Below are 23,856 nucleotides of genomic sequence, written 5' to 3'. Positions count from 1 at the left end.
TCATGCTCACTCCTGCCTTTCCCTGAAATACAGACTGACTCTGGCCCCAAGTCCTGGAGAGGAATCAATCCTGATACTGCCCCCATGATCTCTGACAATCCTCTCCACTATGGCCAGTCCCAGTCCGGTTCCATTGGTCCTGGTGGAAAAAAACGGTTCCATGGCCCTGTTCCGGGTTTCAGCATCCATACCCGGCCCATTGTCGGAAACTGATATTTCCACCATGTTCCCGGATTGCCGGGCCTTGAGGGTTATCAGCCCGGCCTGGCCGTCCAAGGCACTCAGACTGTTCAGGACAAGATTGATCAAAGCCTGCTTGAGCAGATCCCGGTCAGCAAAAACCATGGGCGCTTCCGGCCTGGTTTCCAGTCTGCACCCCTTGGCAGCCAGATCAGACCGCAGAAGACCGCCGACTTCCTCAAAGACCTCTGCCGTATGAAGCATGGACGGATCAACCGGCCTGGGTCTGGCCAGATAGAGCAGGTCGCTCACCACCCTGTTCAGTCGGTCTGACTCCCGGACCATGGTTTGGGCATAAGAATGGGCAGGATCATCTTTTTTAAATTTCTGAAGGAAATACTGGGCAAATCCCTTGAGAGAACTCAGGGGATTTCTGATCTCATGGGCCAGACCGGCTGCAAACCTGCCCAGGGTGGCCAGGTCCCTGGACCGCTCCAGATCCTTTTCCAGCTCTTTCATCCTGGTCCGGTCCCGAAGCAGAACCAGGGACTGCTGCTCCTCCTTGATGGGCAGAACAAGTATTTCCAGGGACTTGTCATCCAGGTCAGCCTGAATCCAGCCGATGCCGGGGTTAATTTCAAGCCCTGGGGCCATGACCGTGGACAGTTTTTCTCCAACCATCTCTGCCCCTGAGCCCAGGATCTCCCTGGCTGCCGGATTGGCCGCAGTTATGATCCCGGCCTGATCCATACTCAGCAGTCCGTCAGGCATATTGTCCAGCAGTCTGGAGTGGAAAGTCTTGAGACTGACAAGTTTTCGGTCCTGATCCTTTTTGCGCAGATAGGCCAGGAGCAGGAACCAGAACACCAGGACAGCCCCCAGAGTGAAAAGGGTCTGAAAGATGATCGTCCTTTTGTACCCGGAATAAAGCTCCAGATGTCCGGCCATGTCCAGGGCTATGAAAACCACTCCGCCCTGGTCCAGCTCCGGATCTCCTCCTGGAACGTGCCTGCCCCGGATCAGAAATTCGGACCTCCTGGTGGGGATGCCCATGATGAACACTTCTTTATCCATGAACCTGGTTATCCCGGTCCACGTTCCGGACCTGGCCTGTTCCATCATCTGGGGGCTTGGCCGGAACAGCTCAGGGTCAGCCCCGTCTCTGGAAATAAAGAGCCTGCCCATGGGTCCGGACATATCCAGAAAGACCACATCCCCATCCGCCACCAGTTCTTCCAGAATGTCCCTGGCCAGATCGGTGAAATCTCCATTTTCTGCCCACCTTCTGGGCCCCATGCCCCGGAAAAAGGACCGGTACAGGTTGGCTTCCACACTTCTGATGATGGCCCGGCCGGTCACCTCCAGCTGTTCCCGGACGTGATCCTGCTGCTGCCTGAGGTTCTGCCAGGTCAGAAGGATCAGGGCCAGACCCAGGATAAGCAACCCAACAGCCAGAAAGACCATGGTGCCTGCGTATTTTCTACTTATCCCGATATCCAATCAATTACTCCTGATGCTGGCTGAGATCCCCTGTACCCGGTACTGGATGCTGGCCTTAACAGGTTCGGACCAGGGCGTGGTCACCCGGATTCAGCCAGGAGAGTGTAATCCATTCTTCTTCTGCGGGGTATGAATCCCGCCCTTTGAATCAGCTCCCGCATTTCTGGTTCCGGCATTTTAAAACACACCCCTGCCGCTGCTACCACGTTTTCTTCAATCATGGTCGAACCGAAATCATTGGCCCCCCATAAAAGGGCTGCCTGCCCAACTCTGGCCCCCTGGGTGACCCATGAGGCCTGGATGTTGGGCACATTATCCAGAAAAAGCCTGCTCAGGGCCAGAAACTTGAGATATTCAGCCGAAGAGGCCTCCTGAACCTCCAGCAGGGTATTGCCGGGCTGAAAAGTCCAGGGAATAAAGGCGGTAAAGCCTCGGGTCTCATCCTGCAGGGATCTTATCTTGTCCAGGTGGCTGATTCTTTCAGCCAGACTCTCCACATGACCGAACATCATGGTGGCCGAGGTTTTCAGACCCTGCTTGTGGGCCTCTCTCATCACCTCCAGCCATTTTCCAGTCATGCACTTGCGCGGAGAAAGCTCTGTCCTGACCCGGTCCACCAGAATCTCGGCTCCCCCCCCTGGGATGGAATCAAGTCCGCTCTTCTTTAATCTGGAAATGACCTCGGCTATGGCAAGTCCGGCCTCTCCAGCCAGAAAACAGATCTCCGGAGGTGAGAAGCCGTGGACGGCCAGCTGGGGAAACCTGTCCTTGATGAATTCCAGCATCTTCTGGTAATATACAAGATCCAGGTCCGGGTTCATTCCCCCCTGCAAAAGTATCTGTCCTCCACCCAGCTCAAGGGTTTCGGATATTTTGCGGCCCAGTTCGGCAAAGCTCAGGACATAACCATCCTCATGTCCGGGTGGCTTGAAAAATGCGCAGAATTTGCAGGCTGAAACACAGACATTGGTATAGTTGATATTCCGGTCCACAATGTATGTGACCATGTTTTCGGGATGAAGTTTCAGTCTGGTCTGGTGGGCCATCCGGCCCAGGGTAAATAAATTCTCCTCTTGCCAAAGCTTTTCCGCCTGTTCTATGTCCAGTCTCTGCATGATGATCGCCTTTTTTTGAATTTCATTTAGCAGCCGGGATGTGATGTTATGCTGGAACCTGTCAGGGATCAAGACCTGAAAAATCTTTTTCAAAAAGCCAGAACCATTGCTGTTGTCGGGGCCAAGGACAAGGCCGGCCAGCCCGTGGACATGGTTGGCCGCTACCTGATTGCTGCCGGTTACCAGGTGGTTCCGGTTCACCCGGTCAGGCAGAATGTGTGGGGCCTGGAAACCTGGAAATCCATTTTGGACATACCCTTTGCCGTGGACATTGTTGATCTTTTCCGGGCAGCCCGCTATTGTCCAGAGCATGCCAGGGAGGTCATGGCCCTTTCCTGCCGCCCCAGCGCCTTCTGGATGCAGTCGGGCATCAGATCCCTGGAAGCAGAAATCATTTTGAAAAAGGCACAGGTCCTGGTAGTCCAGGATATGTGCATCAAAACTCAACACTTAAGACTCATGGGGAGTCAGACTTGAAAGAAGCTTTCACCTGCACCATGTGCGGCCAGTGCTGCCGGGGATCGGGCGGAATAGTGGCCACCATTGAAGACCAAAAGGCCATGGCCTTGTTTCTCCACCTTGACCTGCTGGATTTCCAGGCCAGGTATGTGGGAAGCTCGGGCCATAAATCATTTATCCGGGCCGGGCAGGACGGCCTGTGCCTTTTTTTCATCTCTGGCCAAGGATGCATGGTTCACCCGGTCAAGCCCGGACCCTGCCGGGCCTGGCCTTTTTTCCGGGGCAACCTGCTGGATGAGTCCAGCTTTGAAATGGCCAGACAGTACTGTTCAGGCATCAGCCAGGACATATCCTTTGCTGATTTTGTCCGGCAAGGCCTGGACTATCTTGATCAGCAGGGACTTTCAGCTGAAAACCAGACCAGCCCGGCCAATGCCCTGAACCTGACCGGAATCAAAAAACACTGAATCACCTATGAACATCCGGGAATGCTTCGATATACTGGGTGTCAGCCCGGACTCGGACCTGGACGCCGTAAAAAAGGCCTACCGGGAACTGGCTTTCAAGTATCATCCCGACCTCAACCCTGACGATCCCCAGGCAGGGTCCAAGTTTCACCGGATCAACACTGCTTATGTGGCCCTTAGAAAAGACCTGGCCGACAATGACTCCTCAGACAGGGCAGGGACCGGAGCCTTTGCCAGAAAGGCTGCCTCCAAAACTTACCAGCAGCAGGCTTACCAAGCCAGAAAAAAGGAAACCTTCAAACCCGGGACTGATTCGGATCAGGGCGACAGACGCAGAAAATTCTTTTATCGGCAGGAAGAGGTGCTCAAGGATATCCTCAATGATCCTTTTGCCAAGCAGGTCTTTGAAGATATTTTCAAGAAGATCAAAAGGACAGGTAAAGAGACCAGTCCCAGCGTGGTCAAGACAAGACGCCTTAAACTGGAATGGGGTCGCCACAAACTGGACATCGACCTGTCCAGGGGTCTGTTGCATGGAGTAAAAAGATGGTTCTCATCCCAGCTGGACGATGAACAGACCGTTTACTTAAGCCCGCTCAAGCTCAGACCCGGGTCCAGCATCCGCATCAATGTCCAGCGTAAATGGTCGGGTCCGGCCCAGAGCATAAACATCACCTTGCCTGAAGACTATGTTGTCGGCCGGCCAGTCCGGCTCAGGGGGCTGGGCCGCAAGATCGGCCCCTGGAAGGGTGATCTTTACCTGAGGCTTCTGGCCAAATGAGCACCCTGGTCAGACTGAACAAAGTTCTGGCCGGGGCAGGCATCTGTTCCAGGCGCAAGGCAGACCTGCTCATTTCCCAGGGGCTGGTGGCAGTCAACAACCAGACCGTGACTGAACTGGGGATGATGGTCGAACCGCAAAAGGACCGGATAACCGTCCGGGGAAAGGTCATTCAGCCAGAATCACCAGCCAGAAAAGATTTCACCTATATCATCATGAACAAACCGGTCCAGGTGGTCACCACGGTCTCTGATCCCCAGGGACGCACAACTGTCATGGACCTGCTGCCGCCGAATCTTGCTTCCAGGCGTCTCTTTCCTGTGGGCAGGCTGGACTTTTTTTCCCAGGGCCTTATCTTGTTGACCAACGACGGAGAACTGACTCACCGCCTGACCCACCCGTCCTGGAAACACCCCAAGGTTTACCGGGTTCAGGTCAGGGAAAATGTTACACCGGAACAGCTCAGGATCATGGCCAGGGGCATGATTCTCCGGGACGGGCAGGAGCTGGCTCCGGTCCAGGCTGATATTGTTTCGTCCAGACCTGGATCCACCATCCTGGAAATGACCCTGATCCAGGGACTAAACCGTCAGATCAGGCGGATGTGTTCAGATCTGGGCCTGACCATCCTTAGCCTGACCAGGATCAGGCAGGGGCCTTTGAGTATTCAGGGGCTGAAAACCGGAAAGTGCAGGAGGCTGACTGCCCGTGAGGTTTATTCCCTGGGGAAGAGTGTCGGGCTCAGCCGGCAGTACTGACTGCCCGGTCTGTGATCCGGTTGACTGCTGCCCTTCTGAAACTTATCAAAAAAGACTAAATTGATTTTATCCAGGAGTATCCATGAAATACTGCACTTTGTTTTTTCTCTGCCTGATGACTGTGGGGCTGACCAGTACCTGGGCTTTTTCTGAAACCGCAGACCTGGTTCAGGAGCGCTATGAAGCCATTGATTCCTTTGAAGCCGACTATGTCCAGATCCTGACCAATGCAGCCACCCGGGAGCAGGAGGAATTGACCGGAAAGATCTTTTTTCAAAAGCCCCTGATGGTCCGCTGGGAATCCCGGACCCCTGAGGAGGAACTTCTTATTGTCAACCAGGACACAGTGTGGAATTATTTCCCCCAGGAAGAAACCGTCTACAGATACCAGGCGGATGAAGTGCTCACTTCCAGGACCATGCTCAGGTTTATTTCAGGTCAGGCCGAACTCAGGCAGGATTTCAGGATTGAAGACCAGGGCCTGGAGGATGGATTTTCCAAGATCAAGCTGATCCCCAAAAACCCCGAACCCAGCCTGGTCCTGGCTTATATCTGGGCTGACCAGGAAGGGCTCATGCACCGGATTCTTCTGGTGGACTTTTTCGGCAACGGCAATGAGCTGCGTCTGGAGAACATAAATCTGGACCCTGAACTGGAGCCGGACCTATTCACCTTTGTCCCTCCTTCAGGGGCTGAAGTCATTCAGGAATAACTATTCAGGAGAACAACATGATATTCGTGGTCAAAAAATGTCTGGACTGTCCATTCTGCAACACCCTGGAAAACAGGGACATGCAGTGTAATGTGTCCACCCCGCCCAAAAGGGCCATCCCGGCCGAGACTAAGCTCACCCCTTCATTCTGTCCGTTGCGGCGCGAACAGGCCATTGTCCGGAGCTTTGAAGAATAGCCCGGCCCTGGCAGCCCTGTTACTGTTTATCCGCCTATGGACCTGATCCCTCCCATGTAGGGCCTTAAAACTTCCGGGATCAGTATTGTGCCGTCCTCCTGCTGATAATTTTCCAGGATAGCCACCATGGTTCTGCCCACAGCCAGACCTGAACCGTTAAGGGTGTGGACAAACCTGGTTTTTTTCTCATTTTCCGGCCTGAATCTGATATCAGCCCGTCTGGCCTGAAAATCCTCGAAATTGGAGCAGGATGAAATCTCCCGGTATTTCCCCTGACCAGGGAGCCAGACCTCCACGTCATAGGTCTTGGCCGATCCGAACCCAAGATCCCCGGTACAAAGGGTCACTACCCGGTAATGCAGTCCCAGGAGCTGAAGGATCCTTTCAGCATGGGACAAGAGGATCTCCAGCTGGTCATAGGATTTTTCCGGATGGGCCAGCCAGACCAGTTCCACCTTGTTGAACTGATGCTGTCTGATGATTCCCTTGGTATCCTTGCCGTGAGACCCGGCTTCAGAACGGAAGCACCCTGTAACAGCGGCAAACCCCTTGGGAAGCTCATCCTCGGACAGGATCTCTCCCCGGTGGATATTGGTCAGGGGCACCTCAGCCGTTGGAATCAGAAAGTAGTCCCAGTTCTCCAGCTTGAACAGATCGGATTCAAACTTGGGCAGCTGTCCAGTGGCGGTCATGCTGGTCCGGTTAACCATCATGGGCGGCAGGGTTTCAATATAGCCATGCTCACCAGTCTGCACATCCAGCATGAAGTTGATAAGGGCCCTTTCCATGCGGGCGGCCCAGCCAAAATAAAACACGAACCTGGAGCCGGTCACACTGGCTGCTCTTTCAAAATCCAGCCCCTTGAGGTCTGTGCCTATTTCCCAGTGCTCCCTGGGAGAAAAGGAGAATTCAGGCGGCTGGCCCCATTTTTTCAACTCCTCATTATCTTCCTCTGTCCTGCCTGCAGGTACGTCCTGATGAACAATATTCGGCACGGACAAAAGCCAGTCCCGGACCTGTTCGTCCAGCTTTTTCAGATCAGAATCAAGATCCTTGATCCTGGAAGACAGCTCTCCAAGCCCCTGGAGCAGCCGGCCGGGGTCCTGTCCTTCCTGCTTGGCCCTGGCTACCCTGGCTGAGGCCTGATTTCGCTCCATCTTCAGCTGCTCGGTTTCCTGGATGATCTGTCTGCGCTGTTCATCAAGCCTGAGAAAGTTCTCCATTTCCAGGTCAGATCCTCTTTTTTCCAGACTCCGGGCCACAAGATCCGGATTTTTTCGAATAAATTTAATGTCCAGCATGACGTGCCTTCCGCAAGGTTGTGATCAGCCTGACCAGGTCCTGCCATGACTTTTTATGGGGACCGGATCTGGACTGTCTGTTAACGGCAAAAAAATTATGACTCATTGATCCGGATATTTGCCTGCCCAAAAACAGGACTTTTGTCAAAACAAACCCTTGGCTTGAGAATTTTAAAAAAATCCTGGCACTCACCCTTGACGAGTGCTAGCAGTGTGTTTATACATCACAAAGTTTTGTTTGACCCAGAAAATATCAAAAATTTTTATGGAGGTAATTGTTATGAATTTGAAGCCGTTGCACGACAGAGTGCTGGTCAAACGTCTTGAGGAAGAAGAAGTGACCAAAGGCGGGATCATTATCCCGGACACTGCCAAGGAAAAGCCCATCAAGGGTGAAGTAGTGGCTGCCGGACCTGGAAAAACTACTGACGAAGGCAAGAGCGTAGCCATGTCCGTCAAGGCCGGAGACAAGGTTCTCTTCAACAAGTACGCTGGCACTGAGGTCAAGATCGACGGTGTGGAACACCTGGTCATGCGCGAAGACGACATCCTGGCCATCATCGAGTAACAAACCGGTTTTATTCATTTAAGGAGGAAATAATATGGCTGCTAAGCAGATACTGTTTGATGTAAAAGCCCGCGAAAAGCTTCAGAAGGGCGTGGACAAACTGGCCGAGGCTGTCAAGGTCACCCTGGGACCCAAGGGAAGAAATGTTGTAATCGAGAAATCCTTTGGCTCCCCCACCATCACCAAGGACGGAGTAACCGTTGCCAAGGAAATCGAACTTGAAGACAAATTTGAGAACATGGGCGCTCAGATGGTCAAGGAAGTTGCTTCCAAGACCAGTGATGTAGCCGGTGACGGAACCACTACTGCCACAGTGCTGGCCCAGGCCATCTTCAACGAAGGCGTAAAGCTTGTGGCTGCCGGACGCAACCCCATGGCCATCAAGCGGGGCGTTGAAAAGGCTGTTGAAGCGGTTGTGGCAGAGCTGGACAAGGTGGCCAAGCCCACCAGAGATCAAAAGGAAATCGCCCAGGTAGGAACCATTTCCGCCAACAACGACGCCACCATCGGGAATATCATTGCTGAAGCCATGAACAAGGTGGGCAAGGAAGGGGTCATTACTGTTGAAGAAGCCAAGGGTCTGGAAACTACCCTGGACGTTGTGGAAGGCATGCAGTTTGACCGCGGATACCTCTCCCCCTATTTCGTGACAGATGCTGAAAAAATGGTCTGCGAAATGGACGAACCCCTGATCCTTTTGTGCGAAAAAAAGATCTCGGCCATGAAGGACCTGCTGCCTGTCCTGGAACAGGTTGCCAAAATGAGCAAGCCCCTGGTCATCATCTCCGAGGACATCGAAGGCGAAGCCCTGGCCACCCTGGTGGTCAACAAGCTGCGCGGCACCCTGCAGGTTACTGCAGTCAAGGCTCCTGGATTCGGTGAAAGACGCAAGGCTATGCTCCAGGATATCGCCATTCTGACCGGCGGTCAGGTAGTATCTGAAGACCTGGGCATCAAGCTGGAGAACGTGACTGCCAATGACCTGGGAAGCGCCAAGCGGGTAGTCATTGACAAAGAGAACACTACCATTGTTGACGGTGCCGGCAAAAGTGAAGACATCAAGGCCAGGGTCAAGCAGATCCGGGCTGAAATCGAAGAGACCTCTTCTGATTATGACCGGGAAAAGCTCCAGGAAAGACTGGCCAAGATCGTGGGCGGCGTGGCCGTTATCAATGTCGGCGCAGCCACTGAGACCGAAATGAAGGAGAAAAAGGCCAGGGTTGAAGATGCCCTCAACGCCACCAGAGCTGCTGTTGAGGAAGGGATTGTACCCGGAGGAGGCGTGGCCTTCATCCGTGCCCTGCCCGCCCTGGACAAGGTCAAGCCTGCTGACGACGATGAAAAGGCCGGAGTCGAAATCATCCGGCATGCCATTGTTTCTCCCCTGCGCCAGATCTGCATGAACGCAGGTTTTGAAGGTGCCCTGATCATTGAAAAGGTCAAGTCCTCCAAAGAAGGCAACGGCTTCAATGCTGCTACAGGCGAGTACGAAGACCTGATCAAGGCCGGGGTCATCGATCCCAAGAAGGTATCGCGCATTGCCCTGCAGAATGCTTCCTCTGTGGCCTCTCTGCTTATGACCACTGAAGCAGCCATTGCTGAAAAGCCTGACGACAAAAAGGATGCCCCAGCCATGCCCGGCGGAATGGGTGGAATGGGTGGAATGGGCGGAATGTATTAATTCGCCTGTTTATTACATATACTGTCAGAAAGGCCGGGCTCTTGCCCGGCCTTTCTGTTTTTACCGGTTGTGTTTAAAGGATTTTCCAGGTAATTCCAGTTCCTCCTATGGCTGAGCAGACCAACCATCCTTTCAGGGATCCACATGGCGGAAATATCTATGCTGCTGCCCGGGCTGCCGGATGCAGTCCGGACAGGATCATTGACTTTTCAGCCAGCATCAACCCCCTGGGGCCTCCGACCGGAACAGGCAAAGTATTGGCCCAGAACTTCTGGAAAATTTCCCATTATCCTGGCCCAGGCAGCCCCGGCCTTGTCAGGGCAGCTTCCAGGCGCTTCAATCTCCCCAGAAACATGATCCTGGCCGGAAACGGTGCCACAGAAATCATCGACGCCGCCCCCAGGGCCTTTGGGGCGGGCCGGGTTGTTATCCCTGTTCCGGCTTACAGCGGCTATGCAGAATCAGCCCGGCGAAACAGCCTGGAGATAGTACAGGTTTTTCCTTCTGCCCGGAAAAATGACCTCTTTCCCCAACTGGAGGATTTGGCTGCCCATCTGTCCGCTGCCTCCCTGGTCTATCTGGGCAGGCCCAGCAATCCCACCGGGCATGTCATGGAGAAAAAAGAACTTGAAAAATTCATCTCCAGCCACCCCCAGGCCTTTTTCATCATAGACGAGTCCTTTATTGATTTCACCTCCAGTCCAACCATGGCCGGGTCCGGGCTGGACAATATGGTGGTGGTTTATTCCCTGACCAAGTTTTACGCCCTTCCAGGCTTAAGACTGGGCCTGGCCATGGGCAGTCCGGAGAACATCCGGAAGCTGGCTCGGTTCATATCGCCCTGGTCGGTCAATGTCCTGGCCCAGGAAGCCGGCAGGGTCTGTCTGGAGGATGATGATTTTGCCTCCAGGTCCAGGGTAGAGCTGGCCCGGATCAAGGATGAATTCATCCAGAATCTGGAACAGATTCCCTGGCTCAGACTTTATCCGGGCAAGGCCAACTTCATCCTCTGCCAGGCAGTCAGCAGCCCCCTGCAAATTCCAGAACTGGCAGCCAGGCTTCTGGAAAAAGGGATCCTCATCAGGCAGGCTGAAAATTTTCCAGGCCTGGACAGCACCTTTTTTCGCCTGGCCGTTAAAACTCCGGAACAAAACCTCCGGCTCTGCTCCATCCTTGAGGGTCTGGCCGGGAAACCCCGATCCAAGGCATTAAAGCCCCGGAAAACCCCGGCCCTGATGGTCCAGGGAACGTCGTCCGGAGCCGGAAAAAGCCTGCTCACGGCTGCTTTGGGCCGGCTCCTTGTCCGCCAGGGGGTCAAAGTTGCCCCCTTCAAATCCCAGAACATGTCCCTTAATTCATATGTCACCATCCAGGGCCTGGAAATGGGCCGGGCCCAGGTGGTTCAGGCCAGGGCCTGCTGCCTGGAGCCGGATGTGCGCATGAACCCGGTCCTTCTTAAGCCCAATTCAGACACCGGTTCCCAGGTCATTGTCCTGGGAAAGCCGGTGGGCAACATGAATGTGGATGGGTATATCAGGTACAAGGCCGGACTGTTTGACCAAATCAAGGATGTCTACGACGAACTGGCAGCTGAATATGATGTGATGATCCTGGAGGGTGCCGGCAGCCCGGCTGAAATCAACCTGAAAAGACACGACCTGGTCAACATGAACATGGCCCTTTATGCCCGGGCCCGGGTGATCCTGGTGGGAGACATAGACCGGGGCGGGGTGTTTGCTTCATTTGTAGGCACCATGGAACTCCTGGAACCCTGGGAGAGAGAACTGGTGACCGGACTTGTCATTAACAGATTCAGGGGGCAGAAAGACCTTCTGCAAAGCGCCATCAGCTACACAGAAACTGCTGTGAATTGCCCGGTTCTGGGTACCATCCCCTATATTCAGGATCTGGGACTTCCTGAAGAGGATTCAGTTGCCTTTAAAAACAACCGGTCCGGAAAATCATCAGCCAGACCCGATTGGGTCAGCATCGGCATTATTGACCTGCCCCATATTTCCAATTTTACTGACTTCGACCCCCTGTACCTGGAACCAGACACAGAGATCACTGTAATCCGCAGGCCGGAAGACTTCAGGGATGACCTGGATGCCGTTATCCTGCCCGGTACCAAGAATGTGGCTTCAGATATCAGGGCCCTGGTCTCATCCGGACTGGCCGGCATGATTTCGGACTCAGCCCTGCACAAAAACAGGGAAGTGGTCGGGATCTGCGGAGGGCTGCAGATCCTGGGGCTGAACATAAATGACCCCCAGGGACTGGAGTCCGACCACAAGACCACCCAGGGTCTGGGGCTCCTGGGTGTTGAAACCCGGGTCATGCCCCAAAAGGTCCTGCGCCAGGTCTGCACCCACTGGACCCAAGGCCCGGTCTTTCCTGTCCAGGGCTATGAAATTCATCATGGCCGGACCCGGATCTGCAGTCCGGTGCTTGAACCAATCAGGCGGACCCACGGGGACCTGCTGGGTGTAAGCCATCCCCATCTGAACATCTGGGCGACTTACCTCCACGGGATATTTGATAATGATGAATTCAGAAGATTCTGGCTGGACCGGATCAGAAAAAGAAAAGGGCTCAAACCCCTGGAGCGGATCCAGGTCCACTACCAGATAGATGTCTGTCTGGACAGGCTGGCCTCCATTGTTGAGGAAAATATGGACCTGCATCAAATTTACCGGATTCTTGGCATCTAGATCCTGATCCGTTCCCAGACCGGTCCTTCCTCCGGACTGGTCCGGAAGCCTGGCTCTGTCCCTTTTCAGCACCCCCCATCCAAGCCGCAGTCACAGTTCTCCGGGCACTATCCAGCCCTGTTTCCTTCTGCAAAGGCCTGTTCCCTGGAATTGACGCCTTTTTCAGCCATGGTGTACAAGTTTTGTCAGGCAGGTCTCGCAGACCTGACCAGCATTCAAGCTCCACCCGTGGCCGGACAGCAAACCAATGAACCGGACAGTATCTCTGCACATTCTGGCAGTGCTCATGCTGGGCATTGTCTCCCAGACCGCTCAGGTCCTGATCCTGAGGGAACTGCTCATGGTCTTCCATGGCAATGAACTGTCCATGGGCATCATCCTCTGCGCCTGGCTGAGCTGGGTCGGGGCAGGGAGCTTTCTTGGCGCCAGGCTGACCAGACCCGGCAGCAGCATCACCTCCCTTTTCCGGGCAAGCACGGCCGGGGTGGTCATGATTCTGCCCCTGACCATCCTGCTCATCCGCATCCTGCGGGGCATGTTCAATATCCCTCCAGGAGCATATTTATCAGTATGGGACATGTTTGTGTCCTGCTTTGTGCTCATGGGGCCGGTCTGCCTGCTGCTGGGGGCCCAGTTCGTCATCCTGGCCAGGATCTGGCGGGAAAAAGACGCTGCACCAGACACCTCAGGAGCGGCCAAGACATATGTGGTTGAAGCTGCAGGCAACATGCTGGGCGGTCTGTTATTCACCCTGGTCATGGTCCGCTACTTCAACTCCTTTCAAACCGGACTGATCATCACCTTATGCATGCTGCTGCCAGCCCTTTTTCTGGCCGGACCCACCAGAGAAAAAACCAGCCTGACCATTCAGCGGGCCGGTGTCTGGGCTGTCTGCACTTTCCTGGTGAGTGTGCCTCTTTTTTTCCTCCTGGAAAAAATGGACAGCCTGGCCTGGACAGTTCAGTGGCAGCACATGACCCCTCAACATGAACTGGCCGGCACCTACCAGTCCAAGCATGGCAATATAACCGTCCTTAAGCGGCACGATCAGTACAGTTTTTTCCAGAGTGGTCATCTGGTCTTCAGTACTGCCGGACCTGAGACAATGCTTCCCGGACTTGAACAGCAGGAAGCAGTGGTGTTTGCCCACCTGGCCATGGTCCAGCATCCTGAGCCAAAATCAGTCCTGCTCATTGGAGGCGGCCTGCGCGGGGTCCTGGCTGAAACAGCCAGGCATCCGGTCCGCAAAATCGACTATATAGAGCTTGACCCGGTCCTGACCAGGGCTGTCCTGGATCATGCTGGAACAGACATCCTGAAGGTCCTGCAGGACCCCAGGATTACTCTGATTCATACCGATGCCAGACTGTACGTCAAAAAAGCCAGAAAAAAATACGACATGATTATTATTGATGTCCCGGACCCGGCCACAGCAGTCCTCAACCGGTACTACACCCGGGAATTCTTCCAGGAAGCCCGGCAATTACTCAACCCCGGCGGAGTGCTGGCCACCGGCCTGGTATCCACACCTGACCTGCGGACAAAGGGAGTAGCCCATCGCAATGCAGCCACCTATCACACCCTGGCTTCGGTCTTTGCCAGGGTCCTGCCTGTGGGCGACAGATTCTTATTCTACTTTGCCACAGACACCCCGGAACATATTTCCCCTGACCCGGACCTCCTGGCCAAAAGATACCTTGAACGGAACATAAATGCCCAAGGTTTTTCAGCCCTGCACTTTCATGTTCTTCTGGAGGATGCGCAGCTCAGACGGGTCAACTGGATCATCCGCAATCACGGCCGGAACCCTCTGGATCACATCCACGGCCCCGGCCTGGCCCCCATCAGCCCTGAGCCGGTCAGCAGACAGGAACTGGCTGAAAAAGATTTACCCCCGGTCCAGAGCCGGTACTTCATCAATTCCGACCTCAAGCCCATTGGCTATTTCTATACCCTCATGTTCTGGAACGAACTGACCGGATCCGGACAGAACAATATCCTGGAGACCTTTCTCAAGGTCAGACCCTGGTGGGCTCTGCCCCTGACAATTCTGCCCCTGGCAGCAATCTGGAGCTTCAGATTGCTGGCTCCAAGATTACCTGCCCGCTTAGACACCCTGGCTGCTGTCCTGTTCACAGCCTTTACCACTGGATTTTCCACCATGGCTCTGCAGATGGCCTTGCTTTTTTCCTTTCAGAGCATATATGGTTTTATATATGAAACCGTTGGGCTGATCATGGGCCTGTTTATGCTGGGTCTGGCCCTGGGTGCGTGGACTACCCAGTCCCTGGCCGGCAGCAGGGCTGATTTGAGTACCCTGGCCCTGGTCCAGGTGCTCATGGCAGCTTGCGCAGGAGCTATGGCCCTAGTACTGCCCCAGGTTGCAGCCCTTGAGTTCCCGGTTCTGATTTTTGTTTTGTTCTCAGGCCTGACTTTTACTGCCGGGTTTATCAACGGGATCGACTTTCCATTAACTATGGCCTGCTACCAAAAACTGGGCCCAGGGGCTGAAAAATCAGCCGGTGCAGTTTATGGAACCGAACTGATGGGGGCCTGTACCGGGGCTGTCCTGGCCGGTGCAATTGTCATCCCTGTGCTGGGAGTTACTGCCTGTTGCCTGATGGCAGCTCTGGCAGGAGCTGCAGCATTTACCGCTCTTAAAATCTGCAGGAGGCCGGATGTCTGATTCTAACCAGAATCCTTCTCATATCACCAGAAAGGAATTCATCCAGGCCGGGGTGGCTGGTCTATGCGGCCTGGGACTGGCTGGTTGGCCCTCATGGTCCGGGACCGTCCTGGCAGCCCAGCCAGGTCCGGCCCAGACTGCTGCAAAAGGCCTGGTCAGTCCGACTCCATCCCCGTGGTTCAAGCCTGCAGGCAACAACCGGATCCAATGCCGGCTCTGCCCCAACCAGTGCACCCTGGCAAACAACCAGAGGTCGCGCTGTCAGGTCCGGGAAAACAGAAATGGCCGGGGATATACCCTGGCTTTTGGCAATCCGGCCCTGATCCAGGAAGACCCGGTGGAACGAAAGCCGTTTTTTCATGTCCTGCCGGGAACCAGAGCCCTGTCTGTTTCAACTGCCGGCTGCAACCTGCACTGCAAATTTTGTCAGGTCTGGGACATGGCCCTGGTCAGACCGGAACAGATCCACGCCTATGACCTGCCCCCGGAAGCTGTTGTTGACCATGCCCTTTCTGCCGGGGTTGACTCCTTGAGCTATGCCTTTGGCGAGCCTGTGGTCTTTTTTGAATACATGACCAGAACAGCCGAGCTGGCCAGACAGGCTGGTCTGCTCAATCTTGTCCACACTGCAGGCTATATCCGGGTAGAGCCCCTGGAAAAGATGTGTAGTCTGGTTGATGCCGCCAACATCGATCTCAAGGGTTTTGATCCTGATTTTTACCGGGAATATGTGGGCGGTGAGCTGGACACTGTCCTTAACACCCTGGTCACCCTAAAAAAGGCAGGAGTCCATGTGGAAATCACCTGCATCATAATTCCCACCATTAATGACGACCCGGGCCGGATAAGCCGGATGTGCTCCTGGATATCCAGGGAACTGGGTCCGGACACCCCGGTTCATTTTGCCAGGTTCTATCCCCTGTACAAGCTGTCCGGGCTTCCCAGGACCCCGGTATCCACCCTGGATATGGCCGTGGACAAAGCTGGTGAAGCTGGTCTGAAATACGTCTATGTGGCCAAGGTTACCGGGCATGAAAAAGAAAGCACCTTTTGTCCGGAATGCAGGGAGAAAATCATCAGCCGGCTGGGATTCTTCATTGACCAGATCAAGGTGACCCGCGGCCAGTGTTCATTCTGCAGCACTGAGATACCAGGGATCTGGGCCGGACAGGGCTGAACATATCCAACAGGCAGGACCTTATCAGGCCGATCTTCCCAGTCCCAGGGGCCCTGATCAGGAGGCCAGCTGCCTGTGGATCTCCAGCTGGGACAGCGATCTCCTGTCCAGGTTAGTCAGGCCGGCCTCAAAGGCCCATTCCATGGCCTGCACATATTCCCGGGAAGTTATGGCCCGGGCTATCTCCTCATATTCAAAGGCCATGTGTTCCACCCGGTACTGGGACATGATGTTCACATAGGTTGCAGGAGAAAGGTTTTCAGCCACCCAGCCTGTAAATTCCCTGGTTCCGGCTACATGGTTGGGCATGACCAGATGCCTGATCATGACCCCATGCCGGGCTATACCCCCATCATCCAGGACCAGGTCCCCGACCTGGGCATGCATTTCAATGATGGCCTCTCTGGCCCGGGCCGGATAGTCGCCCCGGCCCTTGATGACATACCTGGCTGACTCAGCACTGCCCATGAACTTCAGATCAGGCAGGTAAATGTCCACAATCCCGTCCAGAAGCCGGATATTTTCAACCAGTTCATATCCGCCGGTATTGTAACACAGGGGCAGCTTGAGCCCCTGGCGGCAGGCTATGCGGACCGCCTTCAGGATATTGGGCAGGACATGGGTCGGGGTGACCAGGTTGATGTTGTGACAACCTCTTTTCTGCAGGTCAAGCATCATCCCGGCCAGCTGCTGGTCATCCACCACCCGGCCCCGGCCCAGATGGGCTATGGGCCAGTTCTGGCAGAATACACAGCGCAGGCTGCAATTGGAAAAAAAGATGGTTCCTGAACCGCCCCGGCCCACCAGAGGCAGTTCTTCGCCATAGTGGGGTGCATGGCTGTAAACCACGGCCTTGTCCGGGGCGTTGCAAAAGCCCTTTTCTCCAGCCAGACGGTTCACTTTGCACCGGTGGGGACAGAGCTGGCAACTCTCCAGCCTGGCCATGGCCTGCTCAACCCTGGCCATCAGCCTGCCCTGCTCTTCCAGTTCAATATAAGCCGGTCTCCAGCCCTGATATTCAGGACCATGATCAGCCTGGGCACATCCCTTGAAAAACAGGGAACCCCCGGCCAGGCAGGCACTCTTGATAAAATTCCGTCGGGTCAGGGTCATGATCATTCCTCCAAAAACCGGACCTGGGACCATTATGACCTGAAGACATCAGTCCTGTGCCTTTCCAGGGTCCATCATCCTGCAGTCTGTTGCAGGCCAGGACATGAAACAGCCGGACCCGGAATCAGGCACCACTATTCAGGAGGGCATAATATGTATTGTATAAATTCCGGACCTGATTCTGTCCAGATCCAGACAGGAGAAATACCCGGGGTCAAAAGGGGATGGTCATGAAGCTTAAATGGCTGTCCATCAGGACAGTTGTTTCCGGACATAAAGCATTCTCTGGACCGCTGTGATCCAGCTCAGCACCGCCAGCTAACAGGCCAGATCAAGGAAAAGATGCCGCCAAAAGCAATGCCCGGCAGCCTGTTCTTCCGGTGTCAGCCTGGGACAGGGATTGTCAGACAAGGGCCCTGATCAGCGGCCAAAGACCCTGCGCAGAATGTCTGTGGTCTGTTTGGCTGGATTGTTTCGTATGGCTGCTTCTTCCAGGGCCAGGTATTCAAATATGGCTGATATGGCATGGTCCACTACATGCTGGGTCAGATCGGCCCTGACTTCAGGAACAAAAGACAGCTCATTATATCTGGCCATCACTTCTTGGTATGCCTGGACAGCTCCGGATTCAGCCAGGCTTTGCCGGACTGCAGGGGTGAATTCGCTGCTCAGGGGATCCGACATCCTGGCCTGGAAATACCTGGTGGCGGAGTCATCAGGACCATAAAAAATACCCCGGGCATCTTCCAGGGTCATTTCCGAGGCTGCATCTGCAAAGATCTGTCCGGCCCCGGGCGCAGCATCTTCAGCAGCCCGGTTCATGCGCAGCTCAAGATCATCCAGCATCCGCCCCATTCCGGCCCGGTTCATGATGTGCTGGACCTGCTGCAGGCCGTCAGGCAGGGATATATGGGCCCTGGGGTCCAGGTAGAAACCGCCCTCTCTGCCCAGATAGTTTACAACATTTTCACTGCCCACTTTCAGGGCCTCTTTAAGGCCCAGGGCAATATCCTGGTCAGACAGCTGGTCTGCCCTGGAAACCCCGGGCTGCTCCCGGAATACCTCCAGGCCGCGCTGCAGCCAGCCTTCAGCCCAGGCCCCTGTAGACCACAGGACAATCATCCCGGCACACAATATCCCTCTTAAAAAACTGCCCATAAATTCACTCCGGATGGCCACCAATGGTATTTTCTGATCCTTTGGCCGACACCATAAGGAGTCCCAGGGGGTTTGTCATCCTTGAATTTCATGGGCCTGGACCTGAAACTGAACCACTGGAGTGGACCTGACCAGAGTAATTTTTTCACTGTCATTGCCAGGCCCGGAGCCGGCTGAAGCAATCTTTGTCAGTTATTCATGAACTTGCCCGGCACCCTCGGGGTGCTGGCAATGACAGTGAGGCCAGGCTGTTAATTTAAAATCACTCAGTTCAGATTTCAGTTTTGCCCAATGCCCGGAAAAGGGCGGGCACGACAAAGTCCATGCCTGCCCCAGCATTTCCGGATTATTCAGTCAGACCGAGTTTTTTACGCTTGGCCTTGATCCGCTCATCCACCAGCTGGGCAGCTGCAAAAGGGTCCGGCTCCACAGCAAAGGCTGCTCCAAAGGCATCTTCCAGGCCTCTGGTGGCCAGGTCGGTCACAAACTTGCTGCCCAGGATGGGAGGAGCCACTCCAAGTACTGTAAATATCCCGCTGGCCACTGCGTACAGCCCAATGGTAGCTGCCTTTTCCGAATACCATTCAGGCGCAGCTGCAGCCACTGGAAGATCGGAAATATCAACCCCAAGCTCATTGGCCAGAAGGGCGCAAAGCTGCATAATCCTGGAGTTGTCTACACAGCTGCCCACGTGCAGCACCGGGGGGATGCCCAGGGCCTGGCACACTTCAGCCAGACCAGGGCCGGCCTGACCGGCTGCCTCGGGCATGAGCAGTCCCTGTTTGCCGGTGGAAATGGTGGCGCAGCCAGTGACCAGGACCAGGATATCTCGCTTGATGCACTCCCGGGCCAGGTTAAAGGTACCGTAGTCCTGTTTTATCTTGGGGTTGTTGCATCCAACAATACCGATGACCCCCCTTATCTTGCCGGCCTTGACAGCCTCTAAAAGGGGCCCGGGGGTCCCGCCCAGGGCATCCAGGACCGCCTCGTTGGAAAACCCGGTCATGAGTTCCACCGGCTCCACCGGTATTCTGACCCTGGACTTGTCCCGGTTCCTGAATGTTTCAATGGCCAGGGCAACAACTTCCCGGCCCTTTTCCCTGGCATTTTCTACATTCATCTCAATATGCACTGCCCCGGTGAACCTGGCCTTGGAAGAGGTACTGACAATCTTGGAATGATAACAGCCTGCAATATTAACCAGGCTGGGCATGATGCACTGGTAATCAGCCACAATTACCTCAACCGCCCCTGTAACCAGGACCAGCTCGGTCATAAGGTGGTTTCCAGCCATGGGCACGCCCTGGCGCATCAGCAGTTCATTGCCTGTACAGCAGAGACCGGCCACGTTTATCCCTGCAGCCCCGGCCTCTTGAGCCTTTGCCACAAACTCACTGTCCCTGGCCGCAGCCAGGACCATCTCCGAAACAACCGGACTGTGGCCATGGACCAGGATATTGACATGGTCCTCCTTGAGAACCCCCAGGTTGACCTTGGACGTGAGCGGGGAAGGCGTACCAAAGATGATGTCTGAAAGCTCAGTAGCCACCATTGATCCGGCCCAGCCGTCGGAAAGGGATACCCGGGCCGAATGCAGGCAGAGGTTCAGGGCGTCATTGTCCACTCCCATATGGGTCCTGTGCATCATCTCCACCACTTCCCGGTCAATGCCCCGGGGCACTACGCCCAGCTTTTCCCAGATTTTGATTCTTTTTTCCGGCACCCGGCTAAGAAAAGTAAGGGAGCTCTTTCTGGATCCAAAATCCTCAAACAGGATATGAGCCAGTTCTCTGGCCACTTCCAGATCATCCTTGCCTTCCACAGCAACCCCGGCCTCCAGGGCGATCCGTTTCAGCTTGGCCGGGTCAGCAAGGCCATAGTCAGGTGTCCTGCCCTGGGCCACTGCCTCCAGGACCTCCAGAAGATCCCGGCCATGATCCGAATGGGAAGCTGCTCCGGCCGCAATCATCCGACCGAAATTCCTGGCCACCACAACATCTGCATCTGCCCCGCAGACCCCTTTTTGCGGTCCATATTCAAAGGGATCTATTCTGCACGGACCCATTACACAGTTCGTGCAGGAAAGTCCCAGCTCACAGAATCCGCAATGGGGCTGCTGCTGCTTGAGCCGGTCCCATACGGTTTCAATATTTTCTTCACCGGCCTTGTTGATCATCTCCCGGGCATCCTGACAGATGCTCAATTCGTCTGTTTTTTTCCCCATCATGATCAGTCTCCTTGCATCGTTACATGGTTTTTCTCTGGGGTTGCTGGCAAAAATATCCGTGTCTGATCCTTCAGGGCTTGACCTGGTAAGAACTCCCGGCAAATTCAGCTGAAGCCCTTTCCCAGAAACGGTTCTCCTCATCCCAGATAATGGCCCCGGTCTTACATGCTTCAGCGCAGGCCGGAACCTTTCCTCTCTCCAGTCTCTGGTAGCAGCCGTCACACTTGATGGCTGTCTTGAATTTTTCCGGATTCGACCAGTGGGGGAAAAACCGGATCACATGATACGGACAGGTCATGGCGCACATGGTACAGCCAATGCACAGCCCATAGTCCACAATCTTCAGACCGGAATAGATGTCGGTCCTGATGGCCCCGGGTACGCAGACCTGTTCACACGGAGCAGGATCACACTGCCGGCACTTGTTGGGAAAGGGTTTGCCCTCCGGGCCTGGCCCCACAAATATCCGGGGTTTAGCCAGGGGGGTTTCCCGGATGGCCTCAGCCAGGGTCAGGCATCCTGAATGGGCTTCTGCGCAGCGGATCATGCACTGCCTGCAGCCCACACACAATTGGGGCCGGACAATAATGTTAAAGTCTTTCATATTGCTCTCCTTGGGTTGAGAAGGTTGAACCATGCCTGAATCAGCCGGGACCAGCGGCCAGAAAGATCCTGTCCATGGCCTTATGGATCAGGTCTTGTTCAGCCAGGTCAGTGACCTGAGGCGAATACAGCTGTTTCTGTCTCAGGGACGGAATCTCCGGAATAAAGATGGCCGGATCTGGCAGATCAGGACTATCCGGCAGGGTTATGTGGCTGGCTGCCCGGTTCACCACATGGATCAGCCTGTCCACTCCCAGGTCCCGGGCCATCCGGGCTATCCCGGCTGAGGCCTCAAGACTTCTGCAGCTTGGTTCGCTTACCACCACCAGGACGTCCACCCCGGCTGCAGTTCCCCGGCCCAGATGTTCCACCCCGGCCTCCAGATCCACCACCACCCATTCATTGCGCTCCAGAATCAGATGGGACAGCAGGGCCTTGAGCACTGAATTGGCTGTACAGGCGCAGCCTTCTCCTGCCCCGGCCAAAGAACCCATGACCAGCAGGTTGATATTGCCCAGGCTGACCCTCAACCGGTCCGGCAGATCCCTGACGTCCGGGCTGAGGCTTATAAGTCCGCCCCTGCCGGTTCTGGCCATAATCAGATCCTTTTCAGCCACCAGGGGTGCGGGCAGATCCCGGGACTCCACACCCAGGGCCGCTCCCAGGGAATGGGTGGTGTCAGCATCCACCATCCAGACCTGATGATTTTTTTGGGCCAGATATTCACCCATCCAGGCGGACAAGGTGGTCTTGCCCACCCCGCCTTTTCCAGCCACAGCCATTTTCAGACCGCTATTCAGGTTATTCTTCATAATTCATGATTGGTTAAAGTTTTTTGTTTCCCATTACCCCTGTTCAGCCTTCATGGCAAGATATGCGGTTTTTTTCCAGGTCCTTTCCCGGCCATGGCTTCTAAACAGACCCCGGATCACGGACTGGATAAGGATTTACATCCCGGCCTGATATCCAGACAGACCTTGAAACAGTACCATCTTCCAGGAATAACGTCTGTCGGCAACCCGACAAAATAAGGATGATTGTATCATGACCAAGGACATACTCTGGGCAGGGCCGGGCATAAAGGACAAAAGGCAGGCCTGAGAAATGATCAGAAATGCATACCAGGTCCGGGTCTGGTTATTCCATGCCCGTGGCTGCGAAATCTTCCAGACCCTTGAGGTCGGGCAGAAGATAAGCTCCCCGACCCTGGCGGATCACCAGGCCCAGATTTTCCAGTCTGGTCAGGGCTTCAGACACGGTCTGCCTGGTGGAGCCCACGATCTTGGCGATCTGCTCCGTGGTCAGGGAAAAGGTAATCATGCATCCCTGAGGTGTTTTCCGACCGTACTCCCCGGCAGCAGCAAGAAAGAACTCTGCCACCCGGCATGGTATGCCTTTGAAGACCAGGGAGTGGATAATGGAAAAACAGCTTTGCAAGATGTCCCCGAGAACCGGGATCATGGTCCGCATCAGTTCCGGGTGGTCCTGGACAAAGGCTGCAAAACCCTCAGTGGGCATGGACAGGATGGATACATCTTCCAGGGCCTGGATATAGGCCCTGGTATGGGTGGAATAAATATCCCCGGGGGACAGGATGGAAAGGGTGAACTCTTTTTCCTGACAGGCCAGGTAAAGCCGGGCTGTACCAGTGGCCATGATAAAGACCTGGTTGGCCGGACTGTTGGGTTCAAAGATCACTGAACCCCTTCCATAACTGCGGGTCCTGAACTCAGACCTGAGTGCAGCCAGCTCGGGCCGCTCCAGGGCTTTGAGCAGGTTGATGCCCATCAGTTTTGTGTTCACGCTCTGCTCCTGATGATTGAGAGGTATTTAAGCGGATTAAAGCATAGCAGATCTGCAGGGTAAAGACCAGGTCATATCCAGGGCAAGAAGACCCAAAGCTTCAAACTGAAAAAGTCATTGAAAAGCAGAAAAATAGCCAGATATTCAGAGCGGTACTGAACGCCCTGAATATATAAGCATCTCCGTGTCAACTCCCTATCCGGTTCATCCCCACAGGCGTGGGGAATACTATGCTGATGGGGCGACGCGCGAAAAAACGAAACTGCGATTTCTAAGCCGCCTATGCGGCGGTTCACTCTTCGGCTCCGGAGTTGAGATCCGGGACGAATTTCTAAGCCGCCTATGCGGCGGTTCACTCAGGGTCAACACCGGGATCAGGGTATTCTGATTTCTAAGCCGCCTATGCGGCGGTTCACTATGAGCAAGATATTGAATATTACGACGGTGATTTCTAAGCCGCCTATGCGGCGGTTCACGTTATATCCTGCCTCGGTCTTTCCTGTCTGTGTTTCTAAGCCGCCTATGCGGCGGTTCACGCCTTGGATGTATTCCGGAAAAGGGCATTAATTTTCTAAGCCGCCTATGCGGCGGTTCACAGATTCCGGGGAAAGCTCCTGGCCCACAGCCATTTCTAAGCCGCCTATGCGGCGGTTCACTAT

20 protein-coding genes and 1 CRISPR repeat array are annotated in these 23,856 nt (G+C 54.7%); of the genes, 11 read left to right on the top strand and 9 right to left on the bottom strand.

What is annotated here, in order from left to right; genetic code table 11:
* Positions 1 to 6: 6 nt before the first annotated feature.
* Positions 7 to 1,680 carry a two-component system sensor histidine kinase NtrB gene (locus P771_RS17295; RefSeq protein WP_028575150.1) on the bottom strand — a complete coding sequence of 558 codons (1,674 nt, stop codon included), beginning with the start codon at positions 1,678 to 1,680 and terminating at the stop codon, positions 7 to 9.
* 80 nt (positions 1,681 to 1,760) lie between these two features.
* Positions 1,761 to 2,795 carry a cyclic dehypoxanthinyl futalosine synthase gene (gene mqnC, locus P771_RS0110755; RefSeq protein WP_035244421.1) on the bottom strand — a complete coding sequence of 345 codons (1,035 nt, stop codon included), beginning with the start codon at positions 2,793 to 2,795 and terminating at the stop codon, positions 1,761 to 1,763.
* Positions 2,796 to 2,843: 48 nt separating this feature from the next.
* On the opposite strand from mqnC, the gene P771_RS0110750 reads away from it, so the two are divergent.
* The 6 genes from P771_RS0110750 (at position 2,844) to P771_RS0110725 (ending at position 6,169) form a co-directional block, all read left to right on the top strand.
* Positions 2,844 to 3,272 carry a CoA-binding protein gene (locus tag P771_RS0110750; RefSeq protein ID WP_028575148.1) on the top strand — a complete coding sequence of 143 codons (429 nt, stop codon included), beginning with the start codon at positions 2,844 to 2,846 and terminating at the stop codon, positions 3,270 to 3,272.
* Positions 3,269 to 3,721: a YkgJ family cysteine cluster protein gene (locus P771_RS0110745; protein WP_028575147.1), complete on the top strand. Its 453-nt coding sequence runs from the start codon at positions 3,269 to 3,271 to the stop codon at positions 3,719 to 3,721. The genes P771_RS0110750 and P771_RS0110745 overlap by 4 nt, the downstream gene beginning before the upstream one ends.
* Before the next feature lie 7 nt (positions 3,722 to 3,728).
* A complete protein-coding gene (locus P771_RS0110740) occupies positions 3,729 to 4,502 on the top strand; it encodes a DnaJ domain-containing protein (RefSeq protein ID WP_028575146.1) in 774 nt (257 codons plus the stop codon).
* Complete coding sequence (locus tag P771_RS0110735; RefSeq protein ID WP_028575145.1) at positions 4,499 to 5,260, top strand: pseudouridine synthase; 762 nt, start codon at positions 4,499 to 4,501, stop codon at positions 5,258 to 5,260. Before P771_RS0110740 ends, P771_RS0110735 begins: the two co-directional genes overlap by 4 nt.
* Before the next feature lie 82 nt (positions 5,261 to 5,342).
* Positions 5,343 to 5,972 carry an outer membrane lipoprotein periplasmic chaperone LolA gene (gene lolA, locus P771_RS0110730; protein ID WP_028575144.1) on the top strand — a complete coding sequence of 210 codons (630 nt, stop codon included), beginning with the start codon at positions 5,343 to 5,345 and terminating at the stop codon, positions 5,970 to 5,972.
* Between the two features lie 17 nt (positions 5,973 to 5,989).
* Complete coding sequence (locus P771_RS0110725) at positions 5,990 to 6,169, top strand: hypothetical protein (protein WP_028575143.1); 180 nt, start codon at positions 5,990 to 5,992, stop codon at positions 6,167 to 6,169.
* A 26-nt stretch (positions 6,170 to 6,195) separates the two neighbouring features.
* Here P771_RS0110725 and serS read toward each other — a convergent pair whose 3' ends face one another.
* The gene (serS, locus tag P771_RS0110720; RefSeq protein ID WP_028575142.1) at positions 6,196 to 7,470 is read right to left on the bottom strand and encodes a serine--tRNA ligase; all 1,275 of its coding nucleotides are present in this window, start codon (positions 7,468 to 7,470) and stop codon (positions 6,196 to 6,198) included.
* Between the two features lie 280 nt (positions 7,471 to 7,750).
* On the opposite strand from serS, the gene groES reads away from it, so the two are divergent.
* The 5 genes from groES to amrS all read left to right on the top strand — a co-directional run bounded on the left by groES (position 7,751) and on the right by amrS (position 16,293).
* Positions 7,751 to 8,038 carry a co-chaperone GroES gene (gene groES / locus P771_RS0110710; RefSeq protein WP_028575141.1) on the top strand — a complete coding sequence of 96 codons (288 nt, stop codon included), beginning with the start codon at positions 7,751 to 7,753 and terminating at the stop codon, positions 8,036 to 8,038.
* Between the two features lie 34 nt (positions 8,039 to 8,072).
* Positions 8,073 to 9,719: a chaperonin GroEL gene (gene groL, locus P771_RS0110705; protein WP_028575140.1), complete on the top strand. Its 1,647-nt coding sequence runs from the start codon at positions 8,073 to 8,075 to the stop codon at positions 9,717 to 9,719.
* A 107-nt stretch (positions 9,720 to 9,826) separates the two neighbouring features.
* Positions 9,827 to 12,430 (top strand): cobyric acid synthase, encoded by a 2,604-nt coding sequence (locus P771_RS0110700; protein WP_035244374.1) that lies wholly within the window; start codon positions 9,827 to 9,829, stop codon positions 12,428 to 12,430.
* A 247-nt stretch (positions 12,431 to 12,677) separates the two neighbouring features.
* A complete protein-coding gene (locus P771_RS0110695) occupies positions 12,678 to 15,116 on the top strand; it encodes a spermine/spermidine synthase domain-containing protein (RefSeq protein ID WP_244147320.1) in 2,439 nt (812 codons plus the stop codon).
* Positions 15,109 to 16,293, top strand: coding sequence for an AmmeMemoRadiSam system radical SAM enzyme (amrS, locus tag P771_RS0110690; protein WP_028575137.1), 1,185 nt, complete (start codon positions 15,109 to 15,111; stop codon positions 16,291 to 16,293). Before P771_RS0110695 ends, amrS begins: the two co-directional genes overlap by 8 nt.
* Before the next feature lie 57 nt (positions 16,294 to 16,350).
* Here amrS and P771_RS0110685 read toward each other — a convergent pair whose 3' ends face one another.
* The 6 genes from P771_RS0110685 to P771_RS0110635 all read right to left on the bottom strand — a co-directional run bounded on the left by P771_RS0110685 (position 16,351) and on the right by P771_RS0110635 (position 23,197).
* The gene (locus P771_RS0110685) at positions 16,351 to 17,406 is read right to left on the bottom strand and encodes a radical SAM protein (protein WP_028575136.1); all 1,056 of its coding nucleotides are present in this window, start codon (positions 17,404 to 17,406) and stop codon (positions 16,351 to 16,353) included.
* Between the two features lie 420 nt (positions 17,407 to 17,826).
* A complete protein-coding gene (locus P771_RS0110665) occupies positions 17,827 to 18,564 on the bottom strand; it encodes a DUF4197 domain-containing protein (RefSeq protein WP_028575135.1) in 738 nt (245 codons plus the stop codon).
* A gap of 346 nt (positions 18,565 to 18,910) precedes the next feature.
* Positions 18,911 to 20,791, bottom strand: a complete 1,881-nt coding sequence (gene cooS / locus P771_RS0110655; RefSeq protein WP_422614949.1) for an anaerobic carbon-monoxide dehydrogenase catalytic subunit — start codon at positions 20,789 to 20,791, stop codon at positions 18,911 to 18,913.
* Positions 20,792 to 20,861: 70 nt separating this feature from the next.
* The gene (locus tag P771_RS17290; RefSeq protein ID WP_051617271.1) at positions 20,862 to 21,395 is read right to left on the bottom strand and encodes a 4Fe-4S dicluster domain-containing protein; all 534 of its coding nucleotides are present in this window, start codon (positions 21,393 to 21,395) and stop codon (positions 20,862 to 20,864) included.
* A 40-nt stretch (positions 21,396 to 21,435) separates the two neighbouring features.
* Positions 21,436 to 22,206, bottom strand: a complete 771-nt coding sequence (locus P771_RS0110645) for an ATP-binding protein (protein WP_244147319.1) — start codon at positions 22,204 to 22,206, stop codon at positions 21,436 to 21,438.
* A gap of 325 nt (positions 22,207 to 22,531) precedes the next feature.
* Complete coding sequence (locus P771_RS0110635) at positions 22,532 to 23,197, bottom strand: Crp/Fnr family transcriptional regulator (RefSeq protein ID WP_028575132.1); 666 nt, start codon at positions 23,195 to 23,197, stop codon at positions 22,532 to 22,534.
* 268 nt (positions 23,198 to 23,465) lie between these two features.
* Positions 23,466 to 23,853: direct repeats of the CRISPR family, unit length 28 nt; unit sequence TTTCTAAGCCGCCTATGCGGCGGTTCAC.
* Positions 23,854 to 23,856 lie beyond the last annotated feature (3 nt).

It is taken from the genome of Desulfonatronovibrio hydrogenovorans DSM 9292 (genome assembly GCF_000686525.1).
Taxonomy (GTDB): Bacteria; Desulfobacterota; Desulfovibrionia; order Desulfovibrionales; family Desulfonatronovibrionaceae; genus Desulfonatronovibrio; species Desulfonatronovibrio hydrogenovorans.
The sequence above is the reverse complement of the archived record's forward strand: the minus strand, read 5'-3'. Positions and strand labels throughout refer to the sequence as shown.